The 20,232-nt window shown below is 41.2% G+C and carries 20 protein-coding genes; 15 read left to right on the top strand and 5 right to left on the bottom strand.

Annotated features, from left to right (window positions below):
- Positions 1–477 precede the first annotated feature (477 nt).
- Positions 478–2,790 (top strand): DNA topoisomerase IV subunit A, encoded by a 2,313-nt coding sequence (gene parC, locus AC2SLL_RS03960; protein WP_486530375.1) that lies wholly within the window; start codon positions 478–480, stop codon positions 2,788–2,790.
- Positions 2,787–3,833, top strand: coding sequence for an NYN domain-containing protein (locus AC2SLL_RS03955; RefSeq protein WP_486530374.1), 1,047 nt, complete (start codon positions 2,787–2,789; stop codon positions 3,831–3,833). Before parC ends, AC2SLL_RS03955 begins: the two co-directional genes overlap by 4 nt.
- Before the next feature lie 136 nt (positions 3,834–3,969).
- Here AC2SLL_RS03955 and AC2SLL_RS03950 read toward each other — a convergent pair whose 3' ends face one another.
- The 3 genes from AC2SLL_RS03950 to AC2SLL_RS03940 all read right to left on the bottom strand — a co-directional run bounded on the left by AC2SLL_RS03950 (position 3,970) and on the right by AC2SLL_RS03940 (position 7,484).
- Positions 3,970–4,983 carry a branched-chain amino acid aminotransferase gene (locus tag AC2SLL_RS03950; protein ID WP_486530373.1) on the bottom strand — a complete coding sequence of 338 codons (1,014 nt, stop codon included), beginning with the start codon at positions 4,981–4,983 and terminating at the stop codon, positions 3,970–3,972.
- Between the two features lie 454 nt (positions 4,984–5,437).
- On the bottom strand, positions 5,438–6,796 hold the full coding sequence (locus AC2SLL_RS03945) for an FUSC family protein (RefSeq protein WP_486530372.1): 1,359 nt from the start codon (positions 6,794–6,796) through the stop codon (positions 5,438–5,440).
- 127 nt (positions 6,797–6,923) lie between these two features.
- Positions 6,924–7,484 carry a DUF421 domain-containing protein gene (locus AC2SLL_RS03940; RefSeq protein ID WP_486530371.1) on the bottom strand — a complete coding sequence of 187 codons (561 nt, stop codon included), beginning with the start codon at positions 7,482–7,484 and terminating at the stop codon, positions 6,924–6,926.
- Positions 7,485–7,786: 302 nt separating this feature from the next.
- On the opposite strand from AC2SLL_RS03940, the gene AC2SLL_RS03935 reads away from it, so the two are divergent.
- The 6 genes from AC2SLL_RS03935 (at position 7,787) to AC2SLL_RS03910 (ending at position 12,947) form a co-directional block, all read left to right on the top strand.
- On the top strand, positions 7,787–7,942 hold the full coding sequence (locus AC2SLL_RS03935) for a DUF1328 domain-containing protein (RefSeq protein ID WP_486530370.1): 156 nt from the start codon (positions 7,787–7,789) through the stop codon (positions 7,940–7,942).
- Between the two features lie 230 nt (positions 7,943–8,172).
- The gene (locus tag AC2SLL_RS03930; protein WP_486530369.1) at positions 8,173–9,135 is read left to right on the top strand and encodes a metallophosphoesterase; all 963 of its coding nucleotides are present in this window, start codon (positions 8,173–8,175) and stop codon (positions 9,133–9,135) included.
- Between the two features lie 126 nt (positions 9,136–9,261).
- Complete coding sequence (purE, locus tag AC2SLL_RS03925; RefSeq protein ID WP_486530368.1) at positions 9,262–9,810, top strand: 5-(carboxyamino)imidazole ribonucleotide mutase; 549 nt, start codon at positions 9,262–9,264, stop codon at positions 9,808–9,810.
- Between the two features lie 269 nt (positions 9,811–10,079).
- Positions 10,080–11,279, top strand: coding sequence for a 5-(carboxyamino)imidazole ribonucleotide synthase (locus tag AC2SLL_RS03920; protein WP_486530367.1), 1,200 nt, complete (start codon positions 10,080–10,082; stop codon positions 11,277–11,279).
- Entirely contained in the window at positions 11,276–11,725 is a 450-nt protein-coding gene (locus AC2SLL_RS03915; protein ID WP_486530366.1) for a YaiI/YqxD family protein, read from the top strand. Before AC2SLL_RS03920 ends, AC2SLL_RS03915 begins: the two co-directional genes overlap by 4 nt.
- 175 nt (positions 11,726–11,900) lie before the next feature.
- Positions 11,901–12,947 carry a threonine aldolase family protein gene (locus AC2SLL_RS03910; protein ID WP_486530365.1) on the top strand — a complete coding sequence of 349 codons (1,047 nt, stop codon included), beginning with the start codon at positions 11,901–11,903 and terminating at the stop codon, positions 12,945–12,947.
- Between the two features lie 333 nt (positions 12,948–13,280).
- Here the strand turns inward: AC2SLL_RS03910 and AC2SLL_RS03905 are convergent, their stop codons facing one another.
- A complete protein-coding gene (locus AC2SLL_RS03905; protein WP_486530428.1) occupies positions 13,281–13,676 on the bottom strand; it encodes a GNAT family N-acetyltransferase in 396 nt (131 codons plus the stop codon).
- Positions 13,677–14,085: 409 nt separating this feature from the next.
- Between AC2SLL_RS03905 and AC2SLL_RS03900 the strand changes: the two genes are divergently transcribed.
- The 7 genes from AC2SLL_RS03900 to AC2SLL_RS03870 all read left to right on the top strand — a co-directional run bounded on the left by AC2SLL_RS03900 (position 14,086) and on the right by AC2SLL_RS03870 (position 19,234).
- Positions 14,086–14,370, top strand: a complete 285-nt coding sequence (locus AC2SLL_RS03900) for an HvfA family oxazolone/thioamide-modified RiPP metallophore (RefSeq protein WP_486530364.1) — start codon at positions 14,086–14,088, stop codon at positions 14,368–14,370.
- Positions 14,371–14,643: 273 nt separating this feature from the next.
- Positions 14,644–14,958, top strand: coding sequence for an HvfA family oxazolone/thioamide-modified RiPP metallophore (locus AC2SLL_RS03895; RefSeq protein ID WP_486530363.1), 315 nt, complete (start codon positions 14,644–14,646; stop codon positions 14,956–14,958).
- Positions 14,959–15,315: 357 nt separating this feature from the next.
- Positions 15,316–16,422, top strand: coding sequence for an HvfB family MNIO-type RiPP peptide maturase (locus AC2SLL_RS03890; RefSeq protein ID WP_486530362.1), 1,107 nt, complete (start codon positions 15,316–15,318; stop codon positions 16,420–16,422).
- Complete coding sequence (locus AC2SLL_RS03885; protein WP_486530361.1) at positions 16,409–17,353, top strand: HvfC family RiPP maturation protein; 945 nt, start codon at positions 16,409–16,411, stop codon at positions 17,351–17,353. The genes AC2SLL_RS03890 and AC2SLL_RS03885 overlap by 14 nt, the downstream gene beginning before the upstream one ends.
- 157 nt (positions 17,354–17,510) lie before the next feature.
- Entirely contained in the window at positions 17,511–18,191 is a 681-nt protein-coding gene (locus AC2SLL_RS03880; protein ID WP_486530360.1) for an HvfX family Cu-binding RiPP maturation protein, read from the top strand.
- A gap of 34 nt (positions 18,192–18,225) precedes the next feature.
- On the top strand, positions 18,226–18,846 hold the full coding sequence (locus AC2SLL_RS03875; RefSeq protein ID WP_486530359.1) for a sigma-70 family RNA polymerase sigma factor: 621 nt from the start codon (positions 18,226–18,228) through the stop codon (positions 18,844–18,846).
- 205 nt (positions 18,847–19,051) lie between these two features.
- Complete coding sequence (locus AC2SLL_RS03870) at positions 19,052–19,234, top strand: zf-HC2 domain-containing protein (RefSeq protein WP_486530358.1); 183 nt, start codon at positions 19,052–19,054, stop codon at positions 19,232–19,234.
- 91 nt (positions 19,235–19,325) lie between these two features.
- Here the strand turns inward: AC2SLL_RS03870 and AC2SLL_RS03865 are convergent, their stop codons facing one another.
- Entirely contained in the window at positions 19,326–20,213 is an 888-nt protein-coding gene (locus AC2SLL_RS03865; RefSeq protein ID WP_486530357.1) for an SDR family NAD(P)-dependent oxidoreductase, read from the bottom strand.
- Positions 20,214–20,232 lie beyond the last annotated feature (19 nt).

Genomic DNA, 20,232 nt, shown 5'->3' with positions numbered 1-20,232 from the left:
CATCCTGTTAATGATGCCATCTGATAAATGACCTTTTATCATATGAATTGTATAAAAAGCACCATAATGCTTATGTCTACGATGACGCTTGACGACTTCTTTGCGCCATCTGTTGACGTATGACGCACACATCGTCTTTTCTATTGCAGCAATTTAAGCTAGGATACTGCAAACCTATTCATAACTTAATAACTAATAAACATTGAATAGCTATTCATCCAAAAAACTATTTATTCAAAAAACTAAGAGCCTGTATTCATTAGCTAAAGTTAGGAGATTTTTAGAATAAAATGAGTCAATACGAGGCACCATTAAGTTAAAAGCTCGGGTTGAATAATCACTCTATTTAATCCTAACTTTAACTAATAATAGTGGCTTGTTTTAGGCGAAAACAACCAATTATAGGTTGTGAATACAGGTTCTAAAAGAAAAACAATCTGTTAACAATCTCAAACCAATAAGGCAGTCCCTCTCATTATGTCTGACACTATAAGTCCCCCTGATAGCCCTATCCCAAGTGAGCCAATGGATACCCGATCCGTTGCTGAATTTACTGAGCAGGCGTATTTAAACTACGCCATGTACGTCATTATGGATCGTGCCCTGCCTAATATTGCCGACGGTTTAAAGCCTGTTCAGCGCCGCATCGTCTACGCCATGAGTGAGTTGGGGCTTAAATCGACCGCAAAACCTAAAAAGTCGGCTCGTACCGTGGGTGATGTGCTTGGTAAATATCATCCACATGGTGATACTGCTTGCTATGAAGCCATGGTATTGATGGCTCAGCCGTTTAGTTATCGCTATCCGCTTATTACCGGTCAAGGCAACTGGGGCAGTCCAGACGATCCAAAGTCATTTGCGGCGATGCGTTATACCGAAGCGAAAATGTCCGCCTATGCCAATACCCTGCTCGCTGAGCTAGGACAAGGTACCGTAGACTGGCAAGATAACTTTGATGGCTCGATGCAAGAACCCGTTACTTTGCCCGCCCGTCTTCCCAACATTCTGCTAAACGGTACGACAGGTATTGCGGTTGGTATGGCAACTGATATTCCGCCACATAATCTAAATGAAGTGGTACGGGCGGCGATTCGTCTGCTTAAAAACCCTGATCTTTCGGTCAAGCAATTAACCCAATCTATCCCTGCGCCTGATTTACCGACCAAAGCTGAGATTATAACTTCTAAGAAAGATTTACAAGCCATTTACGAAACAGGACGTGGCAGTTATAAAATGCGTGCGGTGTATCACGTTGATAAGAACGAAAAGAATCTGGTTATTATCGACGCGCTCCCCTATCAAGTCTCTGGCAATAAAATTCAAGAACAAATTGCCAAGCTCATGACCGACAAAAAGCTACCTTGGGTAGTGGACATTCATGACGAATCGGATCACGAAAACTTCTGCCGTATTGTGTTAGAGCTGCGTTCAACCCGTGTCGATGTCGACAGAGTGATGAGTCATCTATTTGCCAGTACAGAGTTAGAATCCAACTACCGCGTCAATATGAATATGATTGGCCTTAATGGTAAGCCACAAGTCAAAAATCTAAAACAAATTTTATCCGAGTGGCTCATATGCCGCCGCAATGTGGTCACCCGCCGCTTGCAATACCGCCTCGATAAGATTGATAAGCGCTTGCATATCTTAGAGGGCTTACTGATTGCCTACCTCAATATTGATGAGGTCATTCGGATTATACGTGAAGAAGATGATCCAAAAATGGAGTTGATGACTCGCTATGATTTAACCGAGATTCAAGCCAACGCCATCCTAGATATTCGCCTGCGCCAGCTTGCTAAGCTTGAGGAAATTGAGCTTAAACGCGAACAAGATGAGCTTGCCTCAGAGCGAGCGACCATTCAAGAGCTGCTTGATAACCCTGATAGTTTAAACAATCTGATGGCTGAAGAGCTGACAGCGGATATGAAAGAACACGGCGATGAGCGCATATCGCCCATTGTTGAACGTGATGAGGCGACTGCGCTTAAAGAGTCTGACCTTGTGCCAAGCGAGCCCATTACTGCTATTTTATCGCAGGCAGGCTGGATCCGTGCAGCGAAAGGTCACGATGTTGATGCCGCTGGTATGAGTTATCGCTCAGGGGATAGCTATCAAGCCCATGTCAGAAGCAAATCCAACCAGAAGATTTACATCATGGACAGCACTGGCCGAAGCTATAGCATTGAAGCGCACACGTTAGCGTCAGCGCGTGGTCAAGGCGACCCATTAACCAGTGTGTTAAAGCCTCCTGCTGGCGCTAAGTTTACCCAGCTACTCGCTGGCGATGACACCCAGCGCATTATCTTAGCTAGCTCACAGGGTTATGGATTTATCAACACGCTTGGTAACTTAGACACCAACCAAAAAGCAGGTAAAAACATCATCAACTTTACAGGTAATGCACGCCTGCTAAACGTTGCCGAAATTGACGTAAAAGAAGTGTCTGACAGCTCCGATGGCTCAGACGAAAAAAGCACATTGGACAAAGCCGCACAGGACCAAATTGCGGTGGTCACGTCAGCCGGTTATTTGCTGATATTCCCTATCGATGAGTTGCCTGAACAGCAACGGGGCAAAGGCAATAAGCTGATTAACCTTAAAAAAGGCGAAGAAGTGATTGCCGTGACCCCGCTCCATCACGCCGACAGTTTGGTCATCACTGCTGGCAAACGCCATGTGACCTTAAAGCCGCATGATTTAGCCAACTATACCAGCAAGCGAGGCAACCGGGGCAGCCAATTACCACGTGGCTTCCAGAATGTAGATGCCGTTGAGGTTGCTCAGTGAAACGTTTTGCCGTATTGATTGACGCTGATAACTCTTCGCATCGCAATATTGAAGCGATACTAGAAGAAATTGCAAAGTATGGCATTGCAAGTGTCAAAAGAATTTATGGCGATTGGAGTGTGGACTCACTTCAATCATGGCGTGATAAATTATTACCGAATGCCATCACACCAGTACAGCAGTTTGCTTATGTGGCTCAAAAAGATGCCACAGATATGCGATTGGTCATTGACGCCATGGATTTACTTTACGCTGGAGATTTAGATGGATTTTGTATTATTTCTAGCGACAGTGACTTTACGCCATTAGCCTCACGTATCCGTGAGAGCGGGCTGTTGGTGTATGGTTTTGGCGAAAAGAAAACCGTATCCTCTTTTGTAAATGCATGTGATAAGTTTATCTATGTTGAAAACATAGACTCTAATTTAGATACTAATTCAGAAATATCAAATAGCCATCACTTAAAGTCTGACAATCATCCTAAACCAGCACCTACTACTGATGAAAAAAAGACTATAAATAACGTATCAAAGCACAAAGACGATATTGAACAATCCACGCCTGATCCAAACAAAACAGATAAGACTGAAATAGATTTGCCAACGTTAAATCTCATTTATAGAGCTATTAAAGACAACTCTGATGATGATGGCTGGGCAAGTCTGTCTACTGTTGGAACATATATTAACAACGTTAAACCCGACTTTGACCCTCGTACCTATGGTCGCTCTAAACTCTCTACCTTACTTAAAAAGCTTGTGAAGTTTGAAACTAAAATAGAAAATAGCCAGATGTTTGTTAGAAAGTTTAACTTTACGCCATTTATTGAAAAGGTTCAAAAAACGATTAAACGTTTGAATAACGTGAACAAAGATACTGAGGGATGGGTCAAACTGCCTGACTTGGTACAATCTCTCGCTGAACAACCAAATGAACCGTTAAATCGCCTATCAGACCATGATATTGAACAAAAGGTTTTAGCCATTTATTCAAATGTTATTGAGATTTCAAAGGATGGAAGTCTTGTACGTATGACACCTTAACCCATAATATAGGCAATGTGAATTGCCTCAAACATGATAAATTCATTCTAAAATCTCAATACAATGCCAAATAAAAAAAGAGCCTTAATTGAATTGAGGCTCTTTTTTGTTTTTTAAACGTTGTTATTTAATTGTATTAAATCTGCGTAATCCAGCCAAAAGAATCTTCAGCTAGGCCGCACTGAATGTCGTTTAAAGCTTTACGGATTTTGACGGTGTTTGGCGATTGTGTGCCGCCTTTGACGGGATAAATGTCATCTTGATAGACCACTTCGGTCACGGGGGTTAATACGGCAGCCGTTCCTGATAAGGCAATCTCGCCTGTTTTTGTCCATTCTATAAGTTCTTCAGCTTGAATGGCGCGTTCAGTAATTTTGTACCCAAGCGTCTGTGCTACTTTTAAAACGGAGTCACGGGTAATACCGGGCAAAAATTCACTGGTTAACGATTTGGTAATCACTTCTTGTTCGTTGATAAGTAGGCAATTGGCGGCTGCAGTTTCTTGTACATCGCCATTTGGCGCAAAAATGACTTGCTGAGTACCGTATTTCTCTTTGGCTTTCATGACAAGCCCAAGTGCAGAGGCGTAATTACCGCCACTTTTTACTGCGCCAAAGTGAGGCGCACAGCGTAAGTCAGTAGTATTGAGCAGCACACGCATGCTTGATCCCGGCACAAAGTAATCGGCAACGGGAGATATTAGCACATACAATAAAGCGGTTTCGCTGGGAGCTGCGGCTCGGCCAATGGAGGGATCGGTTCCAATAAGCGTGGGGCGAATGTAGGCAGCGCTTGGAAAGGCGGGAACCTCATCACGGTATTTGACAAGCAGGTCAATAATCATTGATTTTAGCTGCTCGGCGTCGGGCACTGGTAAATATAAGGCTCGTGCTGAATTTTGCATACGGCGAACATGGTCATCAATTCGGAATATATTAATTTTGCCATCATGGGTACGAAACGCCTTCATGCCTTCAAAACAAGTGCTAGCATAATGTAAAACATGAGTGGCAGGGTGCAGTGATAAGCTATTTGACGGCACAAGGCTGGTGTCTGACCATGCTTGACCATCATATGACGCTATTGTCATTTCATCAAAAAACACGCTACCAAATTCATTGTTCGCCATTTTCTTGCTCCTTATTTTCATTATTTTCTACGATTTATTTTATCCTGTCTAACAAGATGCTATCGCATGAGGTAGGTCTAATCAAAATTTATTATAATATCTTAACCACTATTGACACTATTAGCTATAGAGAATTTATGCTTGTGAGAGTTGAGGTATTCTTAATAGCAATGATTAACGAGCATCGATTAAGGAACATTGATTAAGGAGCATTGATTAAAGATCGTTCATTAAAAAGTATTCAAGACGCTATGATAAGTTGATCCTCAGTTTGATGCATAGTCCCTTATAGTCATTTATTGATAGTCAGTGATTGATATTCATTTATGAACATTTATAGGTATTTATGTATAGGTATTTATGGTCATTTATAAGTTGGGCATTTATAAGCAGGCATTTGCTTAGATAAGCAAGTCACACAAGCAAAGCGATGCACACATGAAGGGTAAGACTAAGCTGCTTTTGCTATCAAGTCTCAAACATCTAAATCACTCTCGCCACCATGTGCATGGATGCGACGCTGCTCTTGACGCTGATAACGCAGACCCGACGCGGCAAACCACTTATCTTTACTGTGTTGTAATAAGTCACTCAAACTTTGCAGCTGGCTTTGCAAGGTTTGCGTCAGCCAAAAATAGCCTTTCCATTCAAATTCTAAGTGGCGGACGCTGGGGTAAGTAGAGACCGGAATACGTGTAATGGGACGAAACACCTCATCACTCGGGCTTCTAAGTACTGCTGCCATATGGCGCATGGCCTGTGTCAGCTCATGGTGATAATGATCCAGCAGCACACGATTTTCGCTATCAATGGGAATATAGGCAAGATGCGGTGCAGCACTAAGCAGCAAGTCAATCGTACCAATAATATTACGATGGGTACGTTGAATCATATCCAATGTTGGGGTATCAATGCCAGATTCGCTTGCGGTTGCAGCAATGTGTCCGCGTACTCTCAGCAAACGCTGATTGATTTTTTTAAATTGCTGTACCATATCGGTATCAACAAAGCTTGCCTCAGTATGGTCTGCCATACCATCTAAAGACGTTGCCGTTGTTGCCCCCAAATCAATATGAGCTTGCACCGTTTGCTCTGTATTAACGAGGTTCTGTTGTTCAAAATTTGACCCACTTACACTTTCAATGGATTGTGAGGCGTTCGAACTTCCGCCACTGTCTTTTACCGTCCTGATGTTAGAGGTATCTTGATGAGTCGGGACAATATTAGGATCTGAAATATGAGCTTCAACGCCATCGTACATATCAGCACAGGCATCGAGGTTTTTCGCTAATAAAAATCGCCACATAAGGGTGGATTTTAGGGGCACAACAAAGGTAGCTGCTACGGCGATTAAAGTACCTATCAACACATTTAGAGCGCGGTACATGCCGTCGCTCGCCACATCACTGGTACTAGAGATAATCATACACATGGTTATACCCGTCAATAAACCAATATAACCCAGCTGCTTTACCGCATGATAGCCAATAATGCCACTGATAATACCTATCAGTAAAAAGTATAACCAAATACCTGTGAGCAGATGGTGCCCCAACCACAATAGACTCAGACCCACACCAATACCCAAAAGCGTGCCCAGTATTCTCTCTTTGGCTTTGGTATAGATAGCACCTTGATACTGTAGCAACCCCAAAATAATAAAAATGGTAATGGTGGTCCATTCGCCATGCGGAAATTGGCTGAAATGATTGGCAATCAGAGATACTACGACAGCGGTTCCCAGTCTAAAAGCATGCAATATGTCTGCATATTGGTAGCGAGAATAAGGCTCAACAAAGGAAGCAATTAGACGTGTTTTAAGTGTTTTTGTCATTTTAATGGTTCAGTTGATGGATGGGTCATTATAGTGTTATTTACGCCCCATATATATAACAGGACTCACAACCCTAAATACCCTAACTTTAGCTTATGAATACAGGTTGTTAAACATAGTGCACGAATTAACGCTTAAATCTTTCATTATTAATCAAGTCTTCACACTCTCTGATATCATCAAATAAGTCAATATCAGGTTGAACATCATTTTGCTTAATGACACTCATATCACCAGTGGTTTCCATCACGACGGCAAATACCTCACTTTTTGATTTCAGCCCATTTTTGCGAAGCACTTCTTGAATATCACTTTTAGCTAAGTTAGCCTTTTTGAGGTTATTCCAATGATATTCTCCATGTGCCATCAGAACTAAAGGTTCGTTATCTACTAAATCTTTAATCGGTTTTATATTCCGGCGCAGCGCAGAAACGACTGCTTGCAAGATAAACAATATGGCCATAGCTATTAAGCCTTGAATTAATGAGGGCGTCTTAGACAATATAGTAGATGCCAAAATACTACCTACCCCTACTGTCATGGCAAAGTCATGGCTAGATATTTTGGAAAAGCTACGTAGCCCCATTAGCCGAGTAAATAGCATTAATCCAACATAAATACCAATGGCAGATAACACAATGCCAACGGCCTGACTCCACTCTATTGCGAACCAGTCTGACGCTTTCATAATCTTTCCTATTAAACTTAAAGTTGTTATTAAAGCTTAGCGCACATTCTCTACAAACGTACGAAAAATATGATGTTAAAACAGTACTACCTATAATAGATAACAATACTTTACTCTCGTTACAATTGAATCGGCTATTCTTAAAGTGTTGTGAGCGTTTTGTTTAAAAGTTCTTAGCATTTCACTTAAGAATCGGGTCACTTAAGAATCGAGAGTTTTAGAGTGTCCAACTCTATTTTACACTCTAGACTTAACTACGTTATATTCCCTTTTTTTTATTTAGGTTTTTTTAGGAGGATGTTATGGTTAGATGGGCTATCATATTTGCCGTTATCGCTTTGATTGCTAGTTTCCTAGGATTTGGTGGTGTTGCTGGATTAAGCAAAAACTTTGCTTATATTTTCTTAGCAATCGCAGTTATTTTATTTATTGTGAGTTTTATTTCACGCAAAACATAAGCCAGTAAGATCTAATTTTAAGTAAAAAAATGCTGGAAAGCACCTGTTATCAGGTGCTTTTCTAGTTTTGGGGGAAGGATTCAATACGAATATGACAATACGGTATACTAATTAAGCAAAGAATAACTTAAGCGAAGAATGACTTAAGCAAAAAACCACTAAAATCAGCAATCAAAATCGGTAATAAATATCAGTAATTAATATCAGTAATTAAAAGGTGCAGTGCATTTATGATTTATGATGTCATTGGCGATATCCACGGCCATGCTACAAAACTTAAAGGCTTGTTAAATAAGCTTGGTTATACCGTGCACACTGATCTCAAATCTGGCAATCCTTATTATCAACCGCCAAAAGGTCATCGTGCCATGTTTATTGGCGACTTGATCGATAGGGGTACAGAAGAGCTTGAAACCTTACAGATTGTTTATGCCATGATTGATGCTGGGGTTGCAGATTGCGTGATGGGCAATCATGAATACAACGCCCTTGCCTATGCTACTGAAAATAAGCGGTCAGATAGTTCGCATTATTTACGTGCTCATAACACCACACATACTCGTCAGCACCAAGAGTTTCTAAATGAAGTTCCCTTTGGATCAAAACGTCATAAATATTGGCTAAAACGCTTCTACGAGTTGCCATTATGGATTGAGACTGAGCACGCTTGTTTTGTTCATGCGTGCTGGCATGTCGATCAGATGAACGTGCTTAAGCCCCTGTTGGCAGAAGCTAATCGATTAACTGAAGATGCTTTGCAGCGCACCGGACAGAAAGGCTCAGTGGAATATGAGGCACTAGAACGTGTTCTTAAAGGTATCGAGGCACCGTTGCCAGAGAATGTTACTTTTACCGATAAAGATGGCACAGTACGCTCAAGAGTACGAGTCAACTGGTGGCAGGATAATCTTAGCGGCCAGCGCATTGTTGATATTGCACGGGCCATGCCTGCGGATTTAGCACAGATTCCGCAAGGCGCTATGATTGACCATGTTGACTTTAAACTACAAGCAACCAAGCCTGTTTTTGTGGGTCATTATTGGATGCAAGGCACACCAGAACCGCTTAGCCCACAAGTTGTTTGTACAGATTATTCCGCTGCGGGCTCTGGCTATTTAACGGCCTACCTATTTGACACTACTAACCCAATGCCGTTATCAAAAGATAACTTTGTCCAATACATTCCTGACTAGGGGGTATCCTCATAATTTATATGGCCTTACGCCCTAATGCTTTTTAAATATACAAAGTTATGACTTTTACACTTTTTATTGATGTAAAAATTTTGTATCATTGAGGTTTTTCTAAAGGATATAGCCGTGTCAAAGATACAGCAACCCGAGCAACCCAACCCTATTGAGTCTCCTGAGGGCACAGCTAAAGTTGGTATTATTATGGGCTCGCAGTCGGATTGGGCAACCATGAATTTGGCAGCGCAATTGCTCGCTGACTTTGGCGTGGCTTTTGAATGTGAAGTGGTCTCAGCACACCGCACTCCAGATAAACTATTTGATTATGCTAAATCGGCTAAATCCAAAGGGCTACAAGTGATTATAGCAGGGGCCGGAGGAGCGGCTCATCTGCCAGGCATGTGTGCGAGCCAAACCGAGCTGCCTGTGTTAGGAGTGCCTGTAAAGTCATCTACCTTAAGTGGCTGGGATAGTCTACTGTCAATTGTACAAATGCCGAAAGGAGTTGCGGTAGGCACCTTAGCCATAGGTACGGCGGGCGCTTATAATGCAGCGTTATTAGCCGTTCAGATACTGGCGCTACAGGATGGCAGTCTCGCCAAACAGTTGATTGCGTTCCGTGAAAATCAAACCAATACTATTTTAGCCAGTCCAACCCCTGGTATTATTAATAATTAGCTATAACTGCTTAAGCCAATCTGACTTATCGCAAGGCTAACTGACGCTATAACCAGAATAATTTCTGTTATACTTATAGCCAATCTGAACACTAACCTGTGAATGAGAGCTCTACAAACAGTAGGGTTAGCGACTTTGACAAAGTACGGTTGTTTTCAGATTGACTATTTAATTATCTTAATTATCGTTATGATCCAAACCTTAAATTAAAGGTGCTAATAGCACCTTTTTGTATTTTTGACCAATCAAACTGCTAATACGAGCCCATCATGACCACAGCTAACGCTTACCCTGCTAATCAAAAGATTCGTACCATTGGCATCCTTGGAGGCGGCCAGCTCGGTATGATGCTCGCTGAGGCTGCACTACCCCTTGGCTACCGTTGCGTCTTTTTAGAGGATGCACCGAAATGCCCTGCATCTTTATTTGGCGAGGTTTTTACCAGTGACCAGCTCGATGAGTTTATTGCTAACGCAGATGTGTTTACCCTAGAGTTCGAAAACACCCCTTTAGAAACAGTGCGTAAACTTAAAGATTTGGCAGATAAAGGCATCAAACAAGGCATGTATCCACCGCCACATGCACTACAAGTTACCCAAGATCGTTTATCAGAAAAAACCTTGTTTAATGAACTGGCTATTGCCACTGTGCCCTTCATGCCGGTCGGTTCAAAGTCTGATTTGAACACTGCTTGTGAGCGATTAGGCACACCGTTAGTCTTAAAAACAAGCCGTGGTGGTTATGACGGTAAGGGGCAGTTTGTGGTTAAGTCGCCAAAGGATATTAATGAGGCATGGCAAGTGCTTGGCGATGCAGTAACCGGTAAAGGAGACTTAACGCCTACCCCTGCACCGCTAATAGCAGAAGGCTTTATCAAATTTAGCCGTGAGGTATCGATTATTGCAAGCCGTGCTCAAGATGGCACTATGCGCACTTATGACTTGGTCGAGAACTATCATCACAACGGAATCTTGGCAAAATCACAAGCCCCAGCGATTGGCACCAGTCATCTCTTGCCTGCAGCAACATCAGCCATCGAAACACTCATGACCCACCTAGACTATGTCGGCACAATGGCACTAGAGCTATTTGTCAGCAAGGACAGTGAGGGCAAGGATATCATTCTGGCGAACGAAATTGCCCCACGCGTGCATAATTCTGGTCATTGGAGCATTGAGGGTGCGGTTACTAGCCAGTTTGAAAATCATATTCGGGCTGTGGTTGGTCTACCCCTTGGCGATACCGACAACGTCCATCCCTCTATTATGATTAACGTGTTGGGCAACTATCCAAATATTGTAGAGGTACTAAGCATCGATGGCACCCATTATCATACCTATCATAAAGAGGAGCGGGAAGACCGCAAAATTGCACACATAACCTTGATGCCTAATGATGTGGCTAATCTAGAGCCCGCATTAAAAAAACTGGTTGCCACCCTACCAAACCCAATGGGTCTAGCTAAATGAAAATTTGGATAGATGCCGATGCTTGCCCGTTAGTAGTTAAAGACTTAATTATTAAGACAGTGATTCGTACCAATACGCCTGCTATTTTTGTGGCAAATCAGACTATTAAAGTTCGAAAATCGCCACTGATTACCATGAAGGTAGTTGGCTCGGGCTTTGATGTGGCGGATGATTATATTGCTGATAATGTCGAAAACGGCGACTTGGTCATTACCAGTGATATTCCTTTAGCCAATGACGTGCTAGCCAATGGTGGGCAAGTGCTCACGCCACATGGTATTATTTATGATAAGAATAACATCAAGCAAAAGCTAAACGCCCGTGACTTTATGGACACCATGCGCTCTACTGGGGTACTTGATTTAACCCAAATGGGTGGTCAAAAACCCTATTCTGATAAGGATAAAAAGGCGTTTGCAGATGGGCTGAATAAGTTGGTGCGTTAATGGTTGGGTAGAACTAAAGAGTAGCTATCATTCTTTTAAACCCTTTCTTTATAAAGTAACAACCCTTCGATGAGCAACCAAGCGTCCGCCCTCCTTCATACGCATCCTCAATAACGATAAATCCATGAGCTAAATAAATCGATTTTAACCTTGCATGATTATCTACGAGATTCCTATGTACTTTTTCTTGAATGACTACTGTGAAAGCGCCCATCCAGATATCATCAACGCCATTCAGGACCTACATCTGACACAATATGAAGGCTATGGCTTTGATACCTACTCCGATAAAATTACTCAAATTATTCGCCAGAAATTGACTAATGATGGTTACGAGAAAAGTGATGAGGTAGCTGTACATCTTTGCATGACGGGTACACAAGCGAATCTTGTCTGTATTGATGCCATGTTGTCGCCGATTGATGGGATTATAGCTTGTAGCTCTGGTCATATTGCCATCAATGAAGCGGGTGCTATTGAGACGTTAGGACATAAAATTATATTAGCAGAACCAGCGGAGGGTAAATTAACCGTAGAAGCTGTGGATGCTCTACGAAAACGTCATGCATTTAAGAAGCCACATGTTGTTCGTGCAAAAGCCATATATATATCTAACGCTACTGAAATTGGTACGGTATACACTTATGATGAGCTAAAATCTTTATCAGACTATTGCCGTCAACATGATATGTTAGTGTTAATGGATGGGGCACGACTCGGTGCTGCACTAGCCAGCACTCATCAAGATTTAACATTAGCTGATATAGCTCAGTTTACAGATATTTTTTGGATTGGTGGCACAAAAATGGGAGCATTGTTTGGAGAGTTAATTGTTATCCCAAACCCTAGGCTTGCAACTGATTTCAATATCTACCTTAAACGTCATGGTGGATTGATGGCTAAAGGCTATATTTTAGCGCTACAGTTTTGTGTTTTATTAGAAAATAATAAATTTCTAACATTATGTGCTCATGCCAATACTATGGCAGAGAAACTAGCAAAGGGAATACAAAATAGTGGCTATCAACTAAGCTCTGATACCAAGAGCAACCAAGTTTTTGCTATTTTACCTCAAGAAGTCATCAAAAAATTAAAAGCTGAGTTTATGTTTTATGAATGGGAAACGCTTGAGGATAATCGTAGCATTGTAAGACTTGTTACCTCTTGGGCAACGCCTGAGACTAAAGTTGATAATTTTATTCAGCTTTTGCAGGAGTGTTAAAAAACCCGAGATTATACGTTGCAATCCCTCATGTTTCCAGTTGAGAACTTAATTCTAGGCATTATAGGCGGATAATTGAAGTACAAGGCGGCCTACCGAAAATAGTACATCTAGGGAGGTCAACACTGTATTAAAATTAGCAGTTATGGCTTCATCATTAAAACTGTGATTCATGACAATACGCACAATACACCTGCTATTTTATTGTTGTGGCAAACCAGACCATTAAAGTACGAAAATTGCCACTGATTACCTTGAAAGTCATTGGTTGTGGCTTTGCAAATGAGGTAAGTAAGTTGGTGCGCTGATGGGCTGATAGATGGGTTGCCGTAATTAGAGAGTCACAACCATTCGATGAGCAACCAAGCAGCCGTTTTCAAACACATCCTCAATCACACTAAATCCATGCGCTAAATAAAATGGTTTTGCGGTTAACGTTGACTCTGCAAACAGCTCTTTTACGCCTTGTTGCCGATATTGTACTTTTATCCTCTCAAGTAATTTACCGCCAATTCCTTTATTTTGACAATCGGGACTAACATAATTCAGTAACACCGCCCCTTTTTCTGACACTAAAATAAATCCTGCTATCTTGTCAGTGTCGTCTTGTCTAAAGACTAAAGCAAAATTCTGGGCAATCCAGTCTTTAATATTTCTTGGCGTCTTATTTTCAAGCCATTGTTTTATGATAATTTCATCATTTTGGTGATCAGCCGTACAAGATAAAATACTGTCTCTTATGACGTAAGCTATCTAATAGGCATCTATCTGTTTTGCCACATCAATCATATTGACCCTCCCGTGCTACGTTGTCTGCGTGTCCAGTCTCGTTATTTCACTCAACTTTCTTTTACCTAACCCTTTTTACTCAATAAGCTTTTTATTTGAACTTTTTTCTACTTTATAGCAACTTTTATTATAAACATTTATTTTTAATATCAATAGGTTAGCCTAACCATGAATATTTATTTTTAAATATTTAAAAAATAAGTGTAAGAAAACGCCCCCCTCTTACGTCTAATCTATAACAGTACAATAACTTGCCATTGCTATTGATGACACATCTTTTACAGGGCTTAAGTTTTGAAACTGTTCATTCATAACCTTTACCTAATCCCTATTATCAATGGAGTTCATCATGAAAAAAATGTCAGTTATTACCAGTTTAGCGCTAGGTTCACTCATGGCAATGGGCGGAGCCAATGCTGCAAATCCATTTGATGCCAAACCTATGCAAAATGCACATCAAAGCCATAGCAAGGCTCATGATGCCAAATGCGGTGATGCAAAGTGCGGTGCTAGTGTGAAAAAAACCACTAAAAAAGCAGATAGTAAATGTGGCGATGCTAAGTGCGGTGCCAGTGTAAAAAAGACTGCCAAAAAAGCAGAGGGTAAGTGTGGTGAAGGCAAATGCGGGAGCTAATATGGTCGTTAGTATATTCCATCCGTTCAAGTTTTGAACTCAAATGATGGCACTACAAGACTATCGACCGTAGAGAGTACAAGACGTACCTTCAGGAAGCTCAACAACATAGCGAATGTATTTGACACCATATACATCTAATTTGACGTTCAACCCTTTAACAATAGAATGTGATAAAAGTTTAGGCAAATAGCTTTCAGGTTAAATAAGCTTGCAAAGCCACTTTTATTCACTCATTCAAACATTAATTCACTCAAAAATATGGAAACTATTATGAATAAATCATCAATCCTTACCTCATTAGCCTTAGGCTCTCTAGTTACTTTAAGCGGTTGTGCCACTAACAATCCATTTTCCACCAAGCCAATGCACGACGGCTATCAAAATAGCAGCAAAGCTAAAGAAGGCTCATGCGCTGCTCACAAAATGGATAAAAAAGCAGACGGATCATGTGCAGGGCATGCCACCACTATGGATAAAAAAGCGGATGCTAAGTGCGGCGATGCCAAATGCGGTGCTGATTTAAAGAAGACCGCTAAAAAAGCTGACGGCAAATGTGGCGAAGCCAAATGCGGTGGTAATCAGTAAACCATCATTTCATTATAAAGAGCAATAAAAGTAATAAAGATCGATAAAGTTAGTTTCCTATTGCCTTAAGACAGTTATCGAGACAATTAAACGAGTGAAAATAGCCACTGATTTCCAATCAGCCCTATCTAGCAAGGCTCATATCGTCCCAAACATTTAGGAAGCTAACTATATAACGACTGTCAAACCCATTTAAACTGACGGCAAGGAAACTGAGTGCACGCTATAAAAATGTTATGGCTAGCGAGGGTATAACCTTAGTCATTTAAGCATTATTTAACCCGTAATTTAGCATTGGACAGACTATATAGCGCCACATATCAGCAAGTCTCATTAGTAAAAGTTTTAAGGATAATCATGACCTCAACATTCCCAACGTCTATAGCATCAGAAACGACAGAGATTAGCAGCCATCAACTCAGCGGTGCAGGGCTTGGATTTCGTCGTGAATTATTAAACCAAATGAGGGATGCAGATTTATCCGAGATTGATTTTTTTGAGATATCTCCAGAAAACTGGCTTAATTCTAATGGTCAAATGGGAGGGCAATACGCGAGACAGTTGCGTGAATTTAGTGAGCAACATCCCTTTATTTGTCACGGTTTATCTTTATCAATCGGTAGTACCGCTCAGTTAGATACAGCACTGCTTCACAACATAAAATCTTTTATGAATACGCACAATATTGACTTATATACGGAGCATTTATCTTGGTGCAGCGATGAGTCAGGACACCTATACGATCTACTACCCATACCCTGTACCGAAGAGGCAGTGCACTGGGTCGCTGATCGTATTAAAAAGGCACAAGACATTCTAGGGCGCCAAATAGGTTTTGAGAATGCGTCATACTACTTTGTCCCGCCGCACAGCGATATGAGTGATGCCGAATTTATTAGCGCCGTTGCTGAGGAAGCAGACTGTTTATTACATCTAGACGTTAATAATATCTATGTGAATAGTCAGAACTTCGGCTTTGATGCACATGATTACTTACGTCAACTGCCCCTTGAGCGAACTTGCTATATGCATGTGGCTGGACATTTTATCGATGACGATGGTCTTATCATCGATACTCATGGTAGCAACGTGATAGATCCCGTTTGGGCACTTTTGGCTGACGCTTACACACTGATTGAAAATAAAACAGGTGTATCTGCGAGTCGTCTACCTACGTGCCTTGAACGTGACTTTAATTTTCCGGACTTGTCAGAGTTAATATCAGAAGTTAATCATATCAGGCAGATACAAAATAGCATTTGTGAGCAGAAATCTTATGAACATAGCTCTGGTAAACATAGCTCTGGTAAAAACAGACTTCATACAAATAGCTCCGATAAAAGCCATATCATAAATGCTCATACAGCAGACAAAGCAAACTCCTCAACAACCTATATTAAACAGACTATAAATGGTAATTGCCCCCAATCTCTGCAAAAGGAGAGCTACCATGTTGTCTTTTAAACAGCAAACAGAAGGTTTACTTCAACAAGAAAATTATTTAAATCATTCTACCAGTACCCGCAGAGTATTTTCTGAAGCCCCTTCTCTAGCCGAATTCCAAAATAGTTTTGGGCAGTATCTACGTCTTCAAGATAAAGGGGATTCATCACAGGTTTTACCCATTGAACCAAGGCAGTCTTCGGATAACCATTCCTATCAAGGCGCTGAACCTAGCCGCCTACCTTCAAGTAGAATCGAGCGAGTAAGTCAGCTTTATCAAACGCTTGTTTTTAATAATGTCTGTGGGTTTTTGACTCAATGCTTTCCTGTCTGCCAAACCCTTATCAGTTTGGAGGATTGGCAAAAAATCTGTCAGCAGTTTTTCTTACATCATCACTGCCATAGCCCCTACTTTACTGAGATTAATCAAAGCTTCGTTGACTACCTAAGTCAACCTAAACAGCTTGACCGTTTAGGGCTACCGCCTTATTTTGCCGAGCTCGCACACTATGAATGGGTAGAGCTACTGGTTGAAACACTTCCTGATTCAACTTCAGATAACTCTGATAGGACAGAATCAAAGGAGGATCATGCACCAACCAATAGCTTATTGACGGTTAACCCAACGGTGCAGAACTTACATTATCAGTGGCCAGTACATACGATCAGTAGTGATGAACTGCCAGATTCAGCAGACGACAGTTTCTTTATTGTTTATCGTAAAAATGAGAGTGTCGAATTTATGCAAACAAATGCACTAACCCACGCCTTGATTGAGTTCATCAAAGCGCAAGTGCCTATTGCAATAAGCCCTGTTGCTCTGGCCTCTCTACTTGAAGAATTTGCTCAGATGCTTGGCTATGACAACAAGACTACTTTAATCGAATTTGGATTGCCTTTGCTTGAGCAGTTATCCCAACAAGGCATCTTATTTCCAACCTTTGAACTATAGTCAATTTCATATAATAGTCGGTAACCGATAAAAGAGTTACCAATAGCGCATCTAGAGGCGTAAATAACAACTTTTTATTTCATTGTTTATCTTCTAGATTGTATTTGCCGTTTTATCATTTTTTAATACTCCTTTTTAATTAGCACAAGGCACACCCATGAATGCTCTTTCTAATCTGCTAAAACCTTTAAATAGAGGCACTCTAAAACTTGAATCGTTGAGTTTTTTAGCTCCGTTAGCGATTCGCTTGTATCTTGCGCCTATTTTTATCAGCGCAGGATGGAACAAAGTAACTGGCTTTTCAGATATTGTTCAGTGGTTTGGCAACAGCGATTGGGGACTGGGATTACCCATGCCTAGCCTTATGGCTGTATTGGTCATAGGCGCAGAACTATTAGGGGGTTTTGCTTTATTACTTGGCGTAGGTACACGTTTTGTGTCATTCTCACTTATTATTACTATGTTAGTGGCCATGGTTAGTGTGCACTGGGCAAATGGCTGGTATGCCATTACGCCAACCAATCCAGACACAAGCATGTCAAGCCTAATGAATAGCTTTGGCTTTTGGGGCAGTGACGCAAGTCTTGCTAACTCTCAAGAAGCTGCCCTTCGTTTAGATAAAGCCCGTGAAATACTACAAACGCATGGCAACTATGACTGGCTGACTGAAACAGGTAATTTTGTTATATTAAACAATGGTATCGAGTTTGCGGCGACATACGCTATCATGTTGTTGGTTACTTTGTTTTATGGCGGCGGACGCTATATGAGCTTAGATTATTGGTTAAACCCCTCTCGGCTTAAGCGTCAATATCGGAACTTATACCATAATGATTAATATGTTTTTATAAAGCCAATATACGAGCCCTTCTATGACAAACCACACGAAATCCTCAGCAGAAGATTTTGGTAAAGTTACGCCTAAATTTGTCGCGTCAGTGCGCCAGCAAATGCTTGCTTTTGCCAGATCCCAATTGGGCGATTACCATTTAGCTGAAGATGTGGTTCAAGAAACATTTATTGCGGCGCTACAATATGGGGATCAATTTAAAGGCGAAGCGGCCTTTAAGAGTTGGGTATTTGCCATCTTAAAAAATAAGATTGTCGATAATATACGCAAAAACAGCAAATATACTACGATGTCTAGTTTATCTGATATGCAAGATGGCAATGAAGATACTTTGATAGATGCTCTATTTGATGAAGCAGGGTCTTGGTATCCAAATAGTAAGCCTAGCCAATTTGATAACAGCTGGAGTGATCCAGACGTTCAGGTTCAATCGGAAGGGTTTTGGCAAGTTTTAGAAGCTTGCTTAACTAATTTGCCCAGTGAACAAGCTCGCGCCTTCTTAATGCGTGAATACATTGAGCTTGGCACCAGTGAAATATGTCAAACTCTTGAAATTAGTACCAGTTATTATTACGTACTAATGCATAGAGCAAGGCTAGGTTTACAAACCTGTCTAAGCATTCGCTGGTTCGAATCCACCTAAACACAGATTTTATGACATTGAGTAGGCGTGTCAATATTGAGCATCAAAGACTATAGATATATTGTTAAACCACTGCCTTAAGTCTTCTCAGCCAGAGCTAGTAGTGTTTACGCTCACATGTCTTGTCTCACACCACTTTTAAACTTGATTGGCTTGATTGACTGGCTTGTTCGACTATAGTCACAGAACTTTTATTAGGATTAACATGAAAGACTGCCTACGAATAACCCAAATTGCCAGTGATGCTAAAGAAAGAAAGCTCACTGCTCGCGAAAAGCTGCGTCTCAATACTCATCTCATGTTATGCCCAGGTTGTAGAGCCTTTACCAAGAATACAGAAACGTTGAGTCAAATTATGCAGTCTTTTAAATCTCAAAATGACACTTAAATCAGTCCTATTCAGATAAAGATAAGAAGCAGTTTGCCGATGGGCTGAATAAGCTGGTGTGATAAATATTATTTTTACCAACTGACATCATTTAATGATGCTCGCCAGGTAAAATTTTGGCAAAAGCCTTTTGCATAAGGTTAGGCTTACGGTCTTTGGTTTGTGCCGCTTTCGTACTTGGAAAAATACTAAAACCTGCAGACTGTATCGCCACATTAATTGAGGGCACTAACGCATAAGTTGCAGACGCAAATTTTCCCATCGTACTCGCAACGCTAGGTGGCTTATCGATAATGGCTTTTGCTATCATCTCAGCTGCTTGTTCCGGCGTTAAAGCAGGCATGTATTTATATAGCTTAGTAGGTGCTATCATTGGGGTGCGTACCAGTGGCATATAAACGGTGCTGATATGGATATTTTTGGACTTCACTTCGGCAGCTAGGCAACGACTAAACGCATCTAACGCTGCTTTGGATGCCACATAAGCCGAAAACCGAGGACTATTTGCCAATACCCCAATAGACGATATGTTGATAATATGCCCAGACTTGCGCTCTATCATACTGGGCAACAGCTCCAATATAAGCTTAACTGCACCAAAGTAATTGATGTCCATGGTGCGTTCAAAATCATGAAAACGTTGCGACGATTCACGCACCGAACGACGAATCGAACGTCCCGCATTATTAATCAGCACGTCAATATGGTTGTGATGGCTTAAGATTTTCTGAGCGGTATGAACCACAGCGGCAGTGTCTGTTAAATCACAGCTATAAGTGCTCACTTTGCCCGCTGCATTAATAATATTCTCTCTCACTATTTCTAGCTTATCTTGCGAACGCGCAATTAATATCACATGCGCCCCTGCCTTAGCTAATAAATAGGCTGTGCTCTCTCCAATCCCACTTGAACCGCCGGTTATCAAAATTGTTTTATTACTGACCTCAAAAGGTAGGTGTGACATATTTATCCGAGCCATCTTTTTATATCCTAATCAA

This window comes from Psychrobacter sp. CX97, assembly GCF_057396285.1.
The sequence above is the reverse complement of the archived record's forward strand: the minus strand, read 5'-3'. Positions and strand labels throughout refer to the sequence as shown.